Raw genomic sequence first — 13,540 nt, forward strand, 5'->3', positions numbered from 1 at the left:
CGGCGGAACCCGCCAGCTGCATCTTTATTTCGTTCCCGATCGGGAACGGATCGCCGAGAAAGGCATGCTGTGACGATGTCCGTATCCGGTCGGATACGGAGAAGGCGGAGACCGTGGCACCTTTGCACGCGCCCCCGGCCGCGCCGACGACGGCGCCCGCTGGATGTCCGCCTCGGCAGTCAGTCCGCGGCCGTTCCACGCGCCGAGCGACGATCCTCGATCGTTCGCGAACAGATTCGGCCCGAACCTTTCGCCACCGCGGCACGCTGTCCGCGGAACGCCTCTTTCTACAATTTCCCCCGACACGCTACACGCGCCGTCGCACCCGGAAAGCAGGCCCGATCCTTGCGGCCGGCAAGCGTCGTCGGCGGCGTTCGCGCCCCGACACATGACACATGACGATTTGCGCGGGAGGGCGTATGGAACCGATGCCGGTCGTACTGCAGTGGCACGACGTGCTCGCCAGGATCGCGCTGGCGCTGGTCGCGGGCGGGCTGATCGGCGTCGACCGCAGCGAATCCGGCAAGACGGCCGGCCTGCGCACGACGATCCTCGTCTGTCTCGCCGCATGCCTGTCGATGCTGCAGGTCAATGCGCTGCTGCTGCAGGCGGGCAAACCGGAGGGCGCGTTCTCGGTGCTCGACCTGATGCGGCTGCCGCTCGGCATCCTGACCGGGATGGGCTTCATCGGCGGCGGCGCGATCCTGCATCGCGACGGCCTCGTGTCGGGCGTCACCACGGCCGCGACGCTATGGTTCGTGACGGTCATCGGGCTGTGCAGCGGCGGCGGCCAGTTGTCGCTCGGCGTGCTCGGGCTGGCGCTCGCGCTGCTGGTCGTCTGGCCGCTGCGGTTCGTCGAGCGACGCTTGCGGGGTGTCAGGACCGCCCTGGTCACGGTCGAATATCCGCTGGGCTCGGCTGCGCGCGAGCAACTGGCCGCGAAGCTGCGCGATGCGGGTTTCACCTGCCGGACGAAAAGCTTTTGCGAAACGGCCGCCCGGGCGGTGCGCGAGGAAGAACTGTTCGTGCAGTGGCGCGAAGCGATCGGCGCCGACGTGATGCTGCAGCAACTGATGCGGATCGTCGAATCGGCCGGCCTGACGTCGGTCCGCTGCTCGACGGAGAACTGACCGGCCCGACGGCCGGAACGCGCGATGCTCGTGCAGCAAGCCGCCGTGGGCGGTTGATCAAGGAGCGAAACATGACATGTGTATCGGAAGTAATGACACGCGACGCCGCGACCATCGGCCCGACGCAGAGCCTGCGCGAGGCGGCCCGGTTGATGAGCGACCTGAACGTCGGTGCGCTGCCCGTATGCGACGGCACGCGCCTGATCGGCATGCTGACGGACCGCGACATCGTCGTGCGTGCGGTGTCGATGGGCGTGCCGCCGGACGAGGCGGTCGAAGGTGTCGTCAGCGGGCCCGCGAACTGGTGTTACGAGGACGACGACATTTCGGTGGTGCAAAAGAAGATGGAGGACGCGCAGATCCGCCGCGTGCCGGTGGTCGACCGGCAGAAGCGGCTGGTCGGCATCGTCGCGCTGGGTGATCTGGCGAGCGCCGCGGATGGCGCGATGTCGTCGACGCTCGGCGCGGTGTCGGCGCCGTCGCGCCCGGATCGGTGATCGCCATGGCAGACACGGAGAACGACATGAACGAAGACAGGGAAACGCAGATCCGCGAGCGCGCGTACCGGCTGTGGCAGGCGGACGGCGCGCCGGACGGCAGGGCCGACGAATACTGGCAGCGTGCCGAGCAGCAACTCGACGCCGAGGGCAGCATCGCAGTGGACGAGCCCGCCGGGCAGACAGAAGAAGTGCCGGCCGATCAGTCCGCGAAGCGGCGCATTCCGGGCGAGCCGCTGCAGGACACCGATGCCATACCGACCGACGAGGTCGCGCACGAAAGGCGGCGCACGCGGTGAAACGCGGTGCGCGGCGAGCCGGCAAGGAGGACGAAGATGACGGCGCACGCAGGAGAAAAGGCGGAAAAGACCGGTGACTTTCGATGCGAGAAATGCCATCGGTCGACGCACGTGCAGGCGGGACACCCGATCCCGAAGTGCCCGCATTGCGGTAACGGCACGTACGGCGAGCGTACGCGCGAGCCGGGCAACAAGCAGTAGGGGCGGCCGGCGCACGTCGCATCGTACGGCGCGACGTGCGCGATCGGGCCGCAGCACGCACTGCGGCGACGCGATCGGCTAACCGTCCTCGCCCACTTCGGTCGGGTCCGGCAAGTCGGGCAGGTCGTCGTGGCGCCCGTCGTCGGGCTCGGGCGGCGGAATATCCGGCGTGTCGGTCATCTCGTCGTCGTTCGGTGTCGCGTTTGTCGTGTGCGTCGCGCTCATGATCGTCCTCCTCGGTGTCGACAGGGCGCCGGCGCGCAGCCGGCATGTCGCTTTCGAGCATCCGGCGTGCCGCGTTGCGTTTCGTATCGGCGCTGCCACTCGCGTTGCGCAGGCTGCGCCGGATGACGCACCGCTTGTAATTTCTTTAGCGGATTCATTCGCTCGCGGTGAGGCGGGGCTGCCCGATGACGGCATGTCGTTTGCTTGAAGCGTTGCGGGCCGCGGCACTGCCCATTGAGGCGCGGTGCGGCGCAACGCAGTCCCCATCCGGACAGGGAGAAATTCATGACCCAGGACAGTCAACGACAGGCCCCGCGTCGCCCGACGCGGCGCACGAGACGGCCGACACGCCCGAGCGGCGCAACCCGACCCGTGGCGGCGAATCGACCGCGCGCCCCGGCCATGCGCCCGGCGGCGGCGAGCTCGATTCGATTCCCGACGATCAGGCGCGCAAGGTGGTGCCGGACGACCCGCGCCAGACCGAGGCGCACGATCCGGCCGGCAAGCCGTGGCCGGACGAGCACGATGCGCCCGACGATTCGGGCAACCGGCCGCGGCCGCTGTAGCGCACCGGAGCGGGGCGCCGGCCGAATCGTCACGCGTCGTTCCGTTCCGCCCTCCACGCACCGGAGTCCATCATGTCATCAGACGAAGTTTCCGAATCGCGCCGCAAATGGGTGCAAGGCACGACGGCCGGACTGGTCGCCAGCGTCGCCCTGCCGACGCTCGCGCAGACGGGCGGCGGCGCGCCCGACGCCGGCGATACGGCGCCGCGCGATCCGCGCACGCTTTATCCGCATGCGCCGTTTCCGCAACAGCAGCAGCCCTGGCCGGGCCTCGCGGGCCGCATGACGCCGCGCCCCGATCACGGCGAGCGCAGTTATCGCGGCAGCGGCCGGCTCGACGGCCGCAAGGCGCTGATCACCGGCGGCGACTCGGGCATCGGCCGCGCGGTGGCGATTGCCTGTGCCCGAGAAGGCGCGGACGTCGCGATCGTCTATCTGCCCGACGAGGAGCCCGATGCGCGCGAAGTCGTGGACCTGATCCGCGGCTCGGGACGCAAGGCGGTGCCGCTGCCGGTCGACATTCGCAGCGAAGACGCGTGCAACGGCCTCGTCGAACGGGCGGTCGCCGCGCTCGGCGGGCTGGACATTCTGGTGAACAACGCGGGTCGCCAGCAGAGCCACGAATCGATCCTCGACATCAGCACCGAGCAGTTCGACTGGACGCTGCGCACCAACCTTTACGCGATGTTCTGGATCACGCGGGCCGCCATTCCACACATGCCGCCCGGTTCGGCGATCGTCAACACGACGTCGGTCAATGCGTACGACCCGTCGGCGAACCTGCTGGACTACGCGATGACGAAAGCGGCGATCGCGAATTTCACGAAGGGGCTCGCGAAGCAGATGGTCAAGCGCGGCATCCGCGTCAACGGCGTCGCGCCGGGGCCGTTCTGGACGCCGTTGCAGGTCAGCGGCGGGCAGACCACGCACAACGTGGAAACGTTCGGCGAACAGGTGCCGATGGGGCGGCCGGGGCAACCGGCCGAGATCGCGTCGATCTACGTCGAACTGCTTTCGTCGCGTTCGAGCTACGTGACCGGGCAGATCTATGGCGCGTCGGGTGGGGCGGGGCAGCCTTAGTCGGCAGCGCGGTGCAGGCCGACGCGGCTGTATGCGGCCGGAGCCACCGTTCATCGACACCGCCTGGGCGATTCCGCCCCCCAAATCGGCGCCGTATGCGCGAGCAGCGATCTTTATCACCGCAGCAGATAAACGTATCCGAATCGCTTCGTTGACGCATGCCGGCACGGCCTCGTAGATTCGCGTTTTGACCGAATCAGGGGCCGTGCCGTGACGACTACCGCCATCCGCGACGCCGCAACGCTTTCCGCCGGGCCTCCCGCCTTGCGGCCGGACGGCGCGGCGCAGCATTTCGACATCGTGCCGTTCGACGCGCCGCTCGGCGCCGAGGTGATCGGCCTGAACCTGTCGCAACCGCTTGGCGCCGACGATTTCGCGCGCATCCATCGCGCGCATCTCGATCACCACGTGCTGGTGTTTCGCGACCAGCGCATCACGCCGGACGAGCACATCGCGTTCAGCCGCCGCTTCGGCCCGCTGCAGATTCACGTGCTGCACCAGTTCGCGCTGGCCGGCCACCCGGAAGTGCTGATCGTGTCGAACATCGTCGAGAACGGCAAACCGGTCGGGCTCGGCGACGCCGGCCATTTCTGGCACTCCGACCTGTCGTACAAGGAAAAACCGAGCCTCGGCTCGCTGCTGCACGCACAGGAGCTGCCGGCGGAAGGCGGCGACACGCTGTTCGCGAACATGCATCTCGCGTGGGACACGCTGCCCGCGCACCTGCGCCGCGCGGTCGAAGGGCGGCGCGCAGAACATACGTATCTCGCGCGCTATGCGGAACTGCAGGCGCGCAGCCCGTGGCGGCCGAACCTGTCGCCCGAGCAGATCGCGCAGGTCGCGGCGGTCGTGCATCCGATCGTGCGCACCCATCCGGAAACCGGCCGCAAGGCGCTGTTCGTCAGCGAGCATTTCACGACGCGTATCGTCGGGCTGCCCGACGACGAAAGCCGCGCGCTGCTCGACGAACTGTTTGCGCACAGCGTGCGCGCCGAGCACCTGTATCGGCACGCATGGCGCGACCACGATCTGGTGTTCTGGGACAACCGTTCGCTGATGCATCTCGCCGCCGGCACGCCCGACCATCTGCGCCGCAAGCTGTACCGCACGACGATCGAAGGCGACGCGCCGTTCTGAGCCGCGCGCCGCGTCATTCATTTCTGCTTCTTCCTGACCGGAGTTCCGATGTCGTTTTCGTTCTTGCCGGCGCGTCGTGCGCTGGCGGCCACGCTCACCGCCGCGCTCGCCTTCGCGGGCGCGGTCATTCCGCAAGCCGCGCATGCGGAAGGCCGCATCCGCATCGCCGAGCAGTTCGGCGTCGTCTACCTGATGCTGAACGTCGCGCGCGACCAGCAACTGATCGAGAAGGAAGGGCGCAAGGCCGGCCTCGACATCAAGGTGGACTGGGTGCGGCTGTCGGGCGGCGCGGCCGTGAACGACGCGCTGCTGTCCGGCGCGGTGGACATCGCGGGCGCGGGCGTCGGGCCGCTGTTGACCGTGTGGGACCGCACGCGCGGCCGGCAGAACGTGAAGGGCGTCGCGTCGCTCGGCAATTTTCCGTACTACCTCGTGAGCAGCAACCCGAACGTGAAGACGATCGCCGACCTGAGCGCGAAGGACCGCATCGCGGTGCCGGCGGTCGGCGTGTCGGTGCAGTCGCGCGTGCTGCAGTACGCGGCGGCGAAGCAGTGGGGCGACAAGCAGTTCGACAAACTCGACCCGCTCACGCAGGCGATTCCGCATCCGGACGCGACGGCCGCGATTCTCGCGAACAGCAACGTGATCACCGGCCACTTCGGCAATCCGCCGTTCCAGGAGCAGGAACTTGCCGGCAACCCGAACGCGCACATCGTGCTGAATTCGTATGACGTGCTCGGCGGCCCGAGCTCCGCGACGGTGCTGTACGCGACCGAGAAGTTCCGCGACGACAACCCGAAGACCTACCGCGCGTTCGTCGCCGCGCTGGCCGACGCCGCCCGGCAGATCGCGGCCGATCCTGAGCGCGCGGCCGATACCTATATTCGCGTGAACGGGTCGAAGATCGATCGCGCGCTGCTGCTGAAGATCCTGCGCAATCCGCAGGTGCAGTTCAAGACCGCGCCGCAGAACACGCTGCCGCTCGCGCAGTTCATGCATCGCACCGGCGCGATCCGCAACGAACCGAAGTCGTGGCGCGACTACTTCTTCGACGATCCGGCGACGGCCGGCGGCAGTTGAGCGGCGCCGATGCCGTGACGCCGCGATCGACGCTTATGCGTCGGCGCGGTTTCGATATGTGCAATCGATGGTTGGTCCGCACGACGCCCGGCCGTATGTTGATGCTTTTCCCGCAAGAGATTCGATCGTGAACGCCACTTCTCCCCGAACCTGGTTGCCGCCGTATGCGGCACGCGGCGGCGCGTCGCCGGCCGCGTCCGCCGCATCCGAGGCCGGTGCCGCCGGGCGGCCGGCGGCGCAGGCCGCGCAGGCCGGCGCGCACAGCGCACGCTTGCTCGCCATCGACGCGGTCAGCCTCGAATACCGCAGCGGCGCGCGGATCGTTCGCGCGACGCATCAGGTGAGCTTCGACGTATACGGCAGCGACCGCTTCGTGCTGCTCGGCCCGTCGGGGTGCGGGAAGTCGACGCTGCTGAAGGCGGTCGCCGGCTTCATCGAGCCCGTCTCGGGTTCGATCACGCTCGACGGCCGGCCCGTGCGCGGGCCGGGGCCCGACCGCATCGTCGTGTTCCAGGAGTTCGACCAGTTGCCGCCGTGGAAGACGGTCGTCGAGAACGTCGCGTTTCCGTTGCGCGCCGCCGCGAAGCTGTCGCGCGCCGAAGCACGCGAGCGTGCGCTGCACTATCTCGACAAGGTGGGTCTGAGCACGTTCGCCGACGCCTATCCGCATACGTTGTCGGGCGGCATGAAGCAGCGTGTCGCGATTGCGCGGGCGCTGGCGATGCAGCCGCGCGTGCTGCTGATGGACGAACCGTTCGCGGCGCTCGACGCGCTCACGCGCCGCAAGATGCAGGAGGAACTGCTGCGGCTGTGGGACGAATTCCGCTTCACGCTGCTGTTCGTCACGCACTCGATCGAGGAGGCGCTGGTGGTCGGCAACCGGATTCTGCTGCTGTCGCCGCATCCGGGCCGCGTGCGCGCGGAGCTCAACAGTCACGAGCATTCGCTGGAGAACGTCGATACCGGCGACTTCCGCGACAATGTCGCGCGAATCCACCACCTGCTGTTCGACACCGACGCACCGCATGCACCGCATGCACCGCACGCAGCGACGACGGAGGACGCCGCATCATGAGTACGATCGATCCGGCCGTGCCGCCGCTGCCGCCCGTGCGCGCCGAATACACGCGCACGCTCGACGCGCTGCCCGACGCCGAGCGCGCGGCGCCCGCGCCGCTGCTGCGCCGCATCGCCGGCGCCGCCTGGTTTCGCCGCAGCGTCATCGCGCTCGTGCTGATCGCCGCATGGGAGATCGTCGCGCGCATCGTCGCGAACGATCTGCTCGTCCCGACCTTCGGCGCGACGCTGGCCGCGTTCGTGCAGGGCATCGAGTCGGGCGAACTGCTGGTCAAGACCGGCATCTCGATGTCGGTGCTGCTGCGCGGCTATGCGCTGGGCGTGCTGCTGGCGTTCGCGCTGACGTCGCTGGCGGTATCCACGCGCATCGGCCGCGACCTGCTGACGATGCTCACGTCGATGTTCAATCCGCTGCCGTCGATCGCATTGCTGCCGATCGCGCTGCTGTGGTTCGGGCTCGGCACCGGCAGCCTGCTGTTCGTGCTCGTGCATGCGGTGCTGTGGCCGCTCGCGCTCAGCATCTATACCGGCTTCGTCGGCGTGCCCGCCACGCTGAAAATGGCCGGGCGCAACTACGGGCTCACGGGCCTGCGCCAGATCGCGCTGATCCTCGTGCCGGCCGCGCTGCCGTCGATCCTGTCGGGCCTGCGCGTGGGCTGGGCCTTCGCGTGGCGCACGCTGATCGCGGCCGAGCTCGTGTTCGGCGCGAGCGCGGGGCAGGGCGGGCTCGGCTGGTACATCTTCCAGAACCGCAACGAGCTGTATACCGACCGCGTGTTCGCGGGGCTCGCGGCCGTCATCGTGATCGGGCTGCTGGTCGAGAATCTGGTGTTCGATACGCTCGAACGCGCGACCGTGCGCCGCTGGGGCATTCAGCACTGACGGGGCGGTCCGCGATCAATCCCGGCGCTTGTATATAACGTAAGCTGAAATCGGTTTATCACGCGCGGCGGGGGCGTCCTTATACTCGGCGGATGCGTGTAACGGACGCCGTGTCGCGCGTTGCCTCGCCCCCGATCTCCCCCAACAAGGACCTGCCGAATGACTGCCCGTGATGCCGTCGATCCGCGCGACGCATTGCGCGACGCGCTTGCCGCGCTGCCCGATCTCGCGACCGCGATCGGCGAGGATGCCGCACCCCGCGAGGCGCGTCGCGAACTGCCGTTCGAGGGCTTCGCGCTCTTCCGACGCTCGGCGCTGGGCGCGCTGCGGATCCCGGTCGAACGCGGCGGCCTCGGCGGCACGCTGGTCGACCTGTTCGACACGATCGCGACGCTGGCGGCCGCCGATTCGAATCTCGCGCACGCGCTGCGCATCCACTACGACCAGACCGAGACGCTGCGGCTGTCGCCGCGGACGGCGTTCAACGACGTGCAGCTCCAGCGCGTGCTCGCTGGCGCGATCTTCGGCGGCGCGTCGACCGAGCGCGGCACGTCGCGCCCGGGCGAGAACACGACCGTGCTGCGCCGCGACGGCGACCACTACCGCGTGACGGGCCGCAAATACTATTCGACGGGCACCGCGTTCGCCGATTTCGCGCGCATCAACGTGGAGAACGAGCAGGGCGACGCGCTCGCCGTGATCATTCCGGTGGCGCGCGACGGCCTGCAGGTGCTCGACGACTGGGACGGCATGGGCCAGCGCATGACCGCGAGCGGCAGCCTGTTGCTGAACGACGTGCAGGTGTTCGCGGACGAAGTGGTCCCGCGCGACGGGTCGACGCTCGTCGGCCGTCATTGCGGCGCGCTGCGGCAGCTTCATCTCGTCGCGACGGGCGCCGGCATCGTGCGCAACGTGGTGGCCGATGCGCGCCGCTACGTGCTCGCGCACGGCCGTCCCGCGCTGCACAGCCCGGCGCCGACCGCACGCGACGATCATTTCATCCAGCAGATCGTCGGCGAGCTGTCCGCGCACAGCCATGCGATCGACGCGCTCGTGCGAGAAAACGCGCGCGTGCTCGACCGTTCCGCCGACGCGATCGAAGTGGGCGCCGCCGATGCGGATGCACTCGTACTCGACAGCGCGCTCGCGACGGCGCGCACGCAACTGATCGTCAGCAAGCTCGCGCTGCATGCGGCCGAGCGGCTGTTCGAAGTGGGCGGCGCGTCGGCGACGGCGCGCGAGCACAACTTCGATCGCCACTGGCGCAACCTGCGCACGATCTTCAGCCACAACCCGTTGCTGCACAAGGCGCGCGTGGTCGGCGATTACGTGCTGAACGGCGTGACCACGCACCTCACCGAAGGGCGCGTGTTCTGACGGTGGCCGCCGACGGCGGCTGCTACGCCGTCGTGCCGGGTTTCAGCGCCGGCTTCAACGCCGCAAGCCGGCTTCGCGCAGCAGCGGCAGCACGCGCTCGCCGAAGAAGTCCAGGTCGGGCTTGAAATCGTAGAAACTCAACTGGATGCCGTCGATGCCCGCGCGGTGCAGCCGCACGATGGTATCGGCGACTTCTTCGGGCGACCCGGTGATCGAGATGTTGCCGCCGATCGCGCGCGCGGCGGCCTGCGCACGCTGCTCGAACCCGCCGCGCCACGCGTGCGCGTCGCTGTCGAAGCGATGGAAGCTGCCTTCGTCCGCATGCGCGACGATCGCGTCGCGGTAGGCGCGCGCTTCGGCCGCCGTCTCGCGGCAGATCACGAGCGGATTGAGCAAGGCGCGGATCGTGCGGCCGCGTGCGGCGGCGGCCGCCTTCACGCGGGCGGTATGCGCGGGCAGCGCATCGATCGCGCGTTCGGCGTCCGGGCCAGCCGGGCTCGTGACGAACACGATGTCTGAATAGCGCGCGGCGAATGCGATGCCCGCATCGGAACCCGTCGCGTTGATCAGCAGCGGGCGGCCGTAGCGCGGCTTCGGCGTCACGAATGCGCCACCCAGCCGCCAGCTCGACAGCTCGGGCGTGTAGCTGAAATTGTCCGGTTGCGCCCACAACTGCTGGACCGCATCGAGGAATTCCGCGGCCATCTCGTAGCGCCGGTCGTGTTCGATCCGGTTCCAGCCGAACATCTCGTGCTCGATCGCGCGGTGGCCGGTCACCACGTTGATGCCCCAGCGGCCGCGCGAAATGTGGTCGAGCGTCGCGGTGAACTTCGCGAAATGCAGCGGATGCCATGGCCCGTAGAGCACGTGGCTCGTCGCGACGAGGATGATCCGCTCGGTGCGCGCCGTCAGCGCGGCCAGCGTCATGAACGAATCGAGCGCCTGGCCGTCGAACACGCCGCCGTAGCCGCCTTTCGGCAGCCATTGCGACAGCGCGAACACGAGATCGAAGCCGAGCGCTTCGGCGCGGGCCACGAGATCGGCGTTGTAGTCGAACGTCCAGTCGGTCGAGCGCGGCAGCGTCGATGCGCTCCATCCTCCAGCCTGGATCGGCAGGAACAGCCCGAGCATCAGCGGCTGCGCGAGCGTGCGCGAGACGGGGCTGTCGGGGAATTCCGCCGGCGAACGAACGTCGACGAACGGCGTCGGCGCGAGCGCGGCGGCGAGGGTGGAATCGCTCATCACAGGGTCCTTGCTGAAAGGTGCGACGCGACTCGCGCGACTGCGCGGCCCGATGCGGCGGCAAGTGGCGCGAGACGCGTCATAACTTGCCCGGCCGCGGGTCGGGCACGAAGCCGTCGCGGTTCGGCATCCGCACGCGCGGCAGCGTGCGCGCGTCGAGCCGGGCGTCGCCGGGCACGATGCCGTTCAGGTGGAGGACGTACGCGGTGACCGCATAGACGTCGTCCGCGCTCAGCGATTGCGGGGCGTTGTACGGCATCGCGCGGCGAATGTAGTCGAACAGCGTCGTCGCGTACGGCCAGTAGCTGCCGACCGTCTTTTTGGGCTTCGCGCTGGCGAGCGAGCCGACGCCGCCGACGAGCGGATCGCCGACGCCGCCTTCGCCGCCGGCGCCGTGGCACATCGCGCACTTGTCCGCGAACACGTGGCCGCCGCGGGCGACCGTACCCGCGCCGGGCGGCAGGCCGCTGCCGTCCGGTGCGACGTCGATGTCCCACGCGGCGAGCGCCGCGCGATCGACCGGCTGGCCGAGACCGAAGCCGGCGCCGAACGCGCTCGACGTCATCGCGCAGGCTGCAAGGAGGCAGGCGAGCGGCTTACGCATTGCGCACCTCGCCGTCCGTGCCGACGCGCCAGTTCTGGATGCCGTTGTAGTGATACTGCGAGTTCAGGCCACGCGCGGCGACGAGCGCGTCGCGGGTCGGCTGCACGTAGCCGGTCTCGTCGGTCGCCCGGCTTTGCAGGTCGGCCGGCTCGCCGCGCCACACCCAGTCGGCTTCGAAGCGCGTCAGCGCACGATCGCGTACGTCGCCGGCGAGCCGCGCCGGTCGCCACGTGCGGCCGCCGTCGGTCGACACGTCGACGGCGCGAATCCGGCCGCGGCCCGACCACGCGTAGCCGCTGATCGGGTAGTAGCCGTGCGCGGCGAGCCGATGGCCGGCCGACGGCCGCGTGATGACCGACTTCGCGTCCATCTCGAACACGAACTGGCGCGCGCAGCCATCCGGCAGCAGATTCGTGTATTTCGACGTTTCCTCGCGCGTCATCTCCGGCGCCCGCACCAGCTTCAGCCGCCGCAGCCACTTGATGTTCGTGTTGCCTTCGAAACCCGGCACGATCAGCCGCACCGGGTAGCCGTTCTCCGGGCGCAGCCGTTCGCCGTTCTGCGCATAGACGACCAGCGCGCGCTCGAGAATCCGGTCGAGCGGCAGGCTGCGCGTCATCGCCGCGCCGTCCGCGCCTTCGGCGAGCAGCCAGCGTGCGTCGGCGTCGATGCCTGTCTCGTCGAGCAGCGTCGACAGCCGGACGCCGGTCCATTCGCAGCACGACAGCAACCCGTGCGTGAACTGAACCGGCAGCCCGCTCGGGCCGTTCCATTCGCTGCCCGTGTTGCCCGAGCATTCGAGGAAGTGAATGCGCGATTCGGACGGAAAGCGCAGCAGGTCGTCGAGCGTGAAGACGCGCGGCTCGCGCACCAGGCCGTGCACGACGACGCGATGGCGTTGCGCATCGATGTCCGGCACGCCCGCGTGATGACGCTCATAGACGAGCCCGTTCGGCGTGATGTCGCCGAACAGGTCGGCGAGCGGCGTCATCGACGAGCCGGAACCGGGCAGCGCCGGCGTGCGGGCGCTGCGGCGAATCACGTCGCGCTCGTGCTGCCCCGGCACGCCGTAGGGTGGCGACAGCAGCGGCGCACCGGGCGTGCGCGTCCACGGCGGCACGTCGAGCGGCTCGCTCGCGAGCGCACCGCCGGCGGGCAGCATCGCGGCTGCCCAGCCGCCGGCGAGCTGGCGCAGCGCCGCACGCCGGCCGGAGCGCGGCGCACGGGGAGGAAAACGGGAATCGGTCATGGTCGAATGCGTGTGGCGCGCGGGAGCCGCGCGGACAAACGATCATTCTCGGCAACCGGGCGCGGCACGGCAAACAACGATTCCCGCTTTGCTTATCGTGACGATTGCGCCGCGCCCGACGCGCGTGCCCTCAGAACTTCACGCGCAGCCCGCTGACGAACGCAAGCTGGCGGTTCGTCGACGACGCGCTGCCGATGTTCGAGATCGCCGCGATCTTGCGATAGCCGCCCGACGTCGCGGTGCTCGCATCGCCGGCCGCGAGCTGGTAGATGCCCGACACGTAGATATCGGTGCGCTTCGACAGCGCATAGTCGAACCCGAGCGTGAACTGGTGCCAGCGCGGCTTCAGCGTCTGGCCGCTCGTGCCCGGCAGGCCGCTCGCGCGCCCGTCGGTAAACGTATAGACGCCGATCAGCGTCGTCGCCGGCGTGATCTGGTAGCGCGCGTTCACGTCGTAGTTGTTGAACTTGCGCGACGAGCCGTCGAGATAGTTGAGCTGCGTGTGGCTCCATGCGAAGCCGAGCGTCGCGGGGCCGAGCGCGTAGTTCGCGCCCACCGCGCCGATCTGCTGCTTCAGTACGCCGCCGTTCAGCCCGTAGAAGAATGCGCCGCTGTAGTCGTTGCCGGTGGTCGAGGTCGCGCCGCCCACCGCGCCGCTGGTGTTCGACGCCGCATTCGGATGATTGAACCGCACATAGCCGCCGCCGATCGACAGCGGGCCGTTCACGTAGTTCGCCGATGCGCCCCACGCGTTGTTGTTCGAGAACCCGGTGCCCGTGCCGCCATTGGCCTGGTTGCTGAATGCATAGAGCAGATCGGCCGTGAAGCCGGCGATCGTGTCGCTGCGGAACTTCACCGCGTTGTTCAACCGGAAGCTCTGGTTCAGGTTGTCGT

At 69.1% G+C, this 13,540-nt stretch carries 16 protein-coding genes; 11 read left to right on the plus strand and 5 right to left on the minus strand.

Annotated elements, in window-relative coordinates; genetic code table 11:
* Positions 1-419: 419 nt before the first annotated feature.
* From SY91_RS34015 to SY91_RS34030, 4 genes are all read left to right on the plus strand, one after another.
* The gene (locus tag SY91_RS34015; RefSeq protein ID WP_023476603.1) at positions 420-1,130 is read left to right on the plus strand and encodes an MgtC/SapB family protein; all 711 of its coding nucleotides are present in this window, start codon (positions 420-422) and stop codon (positions 1,128-1,130) included.
* Positions 1,131-1,201: 71 nt separating this feature from the next.
* Complete coding sequence (locus tag SY91_RS34020; protein ID WP_023476604.1) at positions 1,202-1,627, plus strand: CBS domain-containing protein; 426 nt, start codon at positions 1,202-1,204, stop codon at positions 1,625-1,627.
* Between the two features lie 5 nt (positions 1,628-1,632).
* Positions 1,633-1,926, plus strand: a complete 294-nt coding sequence (locus SY91_RS34025) for a DUF2934 domain-containing protein (RefSeq protein WP_034175486.1) — start codon at positions 1,633-1,635, stop codon at positions 1,924-1,926.
* A gap of 36 nt (positions 1,927-1,962) precedes the next feature.
* Positions 1,963-2,127: a zinc ribbon-containing protein gene (locus tag SY91_RS34030; RefSeq protein WP_023476606.1), complete on the plus strand. Its 165-nt coding sequence runs from the start codon at positions 1,963-1,965 to the stop codon at positions 2,125-2,127.
* Between the two features lie 78 nt (positions 2,128-2,205).
* Here the strand turns inward: SY91_RS34030 and SY91_RS34035 are convergent, their stop codons facing one another.
* Positions 2,206-2,352 carry a hypothetical protein gene (locus SY91_RS34035; protein WP_023476607.1) on the minus strand — a complete coding sequence of 49 codons (147 nt, stop codon included), beginning with the start codon at positions 2,350-2,352 and terminating at the stop codon, positions 2,206-2,208.
* A gap of 185 nt (positions 2,353-2,537) precedes the next feature.
* On the opposite strand from SY91_RS34035, the gene SY91_RS34040 reads away from it, so the two are divergent.
* The 7 genes from SY91_RS34040 (at position 2,538) to SY91_RS34070 (ending at position 9,551) form a co-directional block, all read left to right on the plus strand.
* Complete coding sequence (locus SY91_RS34040; protein WP_260632512.1) at positions 2,538-2,918, plus strand: hypothetical protein; 381 nt, start codon at positions 2,538-2,540, stop codon at positions 2,916-2,918.
* 72 nt (positions 2,919-2,990) lie between these two features.
* Positions 2,991-3,998, plus strand: a complete 1,008-nt coding sequence (locus tag SY91_RS34045) for an SDR family oxidoreductase (protein ID WP_023476608.1) — start codon at positions 2,991-2,993, stop codon at positions 3,996-3,998.
* A gap of 210 nt (positions 3,999-4,208) precedes the next feature.
* Complete coding sequence (locus SY91_RS34050) at positions 4,209-5,135, plus strand: TauD/TfdA dioxygenase family protein (protein WP_043887732.1); 927 nt, start codon at positions 4,209-4,211, stop codon at positions 5,133-5,135.
* A 48-nt stretch (positions 5,136-5,183) separates the two neighbouring features.
* Positions 5,184-6,215: an ABC transporter substrate-binding protein gene (locus tag SY91_RS34055; RefSeq protein WP_011545454.1), complete on the plus strand. Its 1,032-nt coding sequence runs from the start codon at positions 5,184-5,186 to the stop codon at positions 6,213-6,215.
* Between the two features lie 67 nt (positions 6,216-6,282).
* Positions 6,283-7,290, plus strand: a complete 1,008-nt coding sequence (locus SY91_RS34060; RefSeq protein ID WP_023476611.1) for an ABC transporter ATP-binding protein — start codon at positions 6,283-6,285, stop codon at positions 7,288-7,290.
* Positions 7,287-8,174, plus strand: a complete 888-nt coding sequence (locus tag SY91_RS34065; protein ID WP_023476612.1) for an ABC transporter permease — start codon at positions 7,287-7,289, stop codon at positions 8,172-8,174. Before SY91_RS34060 ends, SY91_RS34065 begins: the two co-directional genes overlap by 4 nt.
* Positions 8,175-8,333: 159 nt before the next feature.
* Positions 8,334-9,551, plus strand: coding sequence for an acyl-CoA dehydrogenase family protein (locus SY91_RS34070; protein WP_023476613.1), 1,218 nt, complete (start codon positions 8,334-8,336; stop codon positions 9,549-9,551).
* A 54-nt stretch (positions 9,552-9,605) separates the two neighbouring features.
* On the opposite strand, the gene SY91_RS34075 is transcribed toward SY91_RS34070, so the two are convergent.
* From SY91_RS34075 to SY91_RS35650, 4 genes are all read right to left on the minus strand, one after another.
* A complete protein-coding gene (locus SY91_RS34075) occupies positions 9,606-10,793 on the minus strand; it encodes an LLM class flavin-dependent oxidoreductase (RefSeq protein ID WP_023476614.1) in 1,188 nt (395 codons plus the stop codon).
* Between the two features lie 79 nt (positions 10,794-10,872).
* A complete protein-coding gene (locus SY91_RS34080; RefSeq protein ID WP_043887735.1) occupies positions 10,873-11,397 on the minus strand; it encodes a c-type cytochrome in 525 nt (174 codons plus the stop codon).
* Positions 11,390-12,646: a sulfite dehydrogenase gene (soxC, locus tag SY91_RS34085; RefSeq protein WP_006481260.1), complete on the minus strand. Its 1,257-nt coding sequence runs from the start codon at positions 12,644-12,646 to the stop codon at positions 11,390-11,392. The genes SY91_RS34080 and soxC overlap by 8 nt, the downstream gene beginning before the upstream one ends.
* Positions 12,647-12,776: 130 nt before the next feature.
* Entirely contained in the window at positions 12,777-13,502 is a 726-nt protein-coding gene (locus SY91_RS35650) for a porin (RefSeq protein WP_409557541.1), read from the minus strand.
* Between the last annotated feature and the right edge of the window lie 38 nt (positions 13,503-13,540).

Origin of the sequence: Burkholderia cenocepacia (assembly GCF_014211915.1) — a bacterium.
GTDB lineage: Bacteria > Pseudomonadota > Gammaproteobacteria > Burkholderiales > Burkholderiaceae > Burkholderia > Burkholderia orbicola.

What these genes read in the sequence shown, in the direction of transcription:
- SY91_RS34040 (WP_260632512.1), top strand. Translation starts at nt 2,538, where the DNA reads ATGACGGCATGTCGTTTGCTTGAAGCGTTGCGGGCCGCGGCACTGCCC.
- SY91_RS34035 (WP_023476607.1), bottom strand. Translation starts at nt 2,352, where the DNA reads ATGAGCGCGACGCACACGACAAACGCGACACCGAACGACGACGAGATG.
- SY91_RS34020 (WP_023476604.1), top strand. Translation starts at nt 1,202, where the DNA reads ATGACATGTGTATCGGAAGTAATGACACGCGACGCCGCGACCATCGGC.
- SY91_RS34025 (WP_034175486.1), top strand. Translation starts at nt 1,633, where the DNA reads ATGGCAGACACGGAGAACGACATGAACGAAGACAGGGAAACGCAGATC.
- SY91_RS34080 (WP_043887735.1), bottom strand. Translation starts at nt 11,397, where the DNA reads ATGCGTAAGCCGCTCGCCTGCCTCCTTGCAGCCTGCGCGATGACGTCG.
- SY91_RS34015 (WP_023476603.1), top strand. Translation starts at nt 420, where the DNA reads ATGGAACCGATGCCGGTCGTACTGCAGTGGCACGACGTGCTCGCCAGG.
- SY91_RS34060 (WP_023476611.1), top strand. Translation starts at nt 6,283, where the DNA reads ATGGTTGGTCCGCACGACGCCCGGCCGTATGTTGATGCTTTTCCCGCA.
- SY91_RS34055 (WP_011545454.1), top strand. Translation starts at nt 5,184, where the DNA reads ATGTCGTTTTCGTTCTTGCCGGCGCGTCGTGCGCTGGCGGCCACGCTC.
- soxC (WP_006481260.1), bottom strand. Translation starts at nt 12,646, where the DNA reads ATGACCGATTCCCGTTTTCCTCCCCGTGCGCCGCGCTCCGGCCGGCGT.
- SY91_RS34045 (WP_023476608.1), top strand. Translation starts at nt 2,991, where the DNA reads ATGTCATCAGACGAAGTTTCCGAATCGCGCCGCAAATGGGTGCAAGGC.
- SY91_RS34030 (WP_023476606.1), top strand. Translation starts at nt 1,963, where the DNA reads ATGACGGCGCACGCAGGAGAAAAGGCGGAAAAGACCGGTGACTTTCGA.
- SY91_RS34070 (WP_023476613.1), top strand. Translation starts at nt 8,334, where the DNA reads ATGACTGCCCGTGATGCCGTCGATCCGCGCGACGCATTGCGCGACGCG.
- SY91_RS34075 (WP_023476614.1), bottom strand. Translation starts at nt 10,793, where the DNA reads ATGAGCGATTCCACCCTCGCCGCCGCGCTCGCGCCGACGCCGTTCGTC.
- SY91_RS34065 (WP_023476612.1), top strand. Translation starts at nt 7,287, where the DNA reads ATGAGTACGATCGATCCGGCCGTGCCGCCGCTGCCGCCCGTGCGCGCC.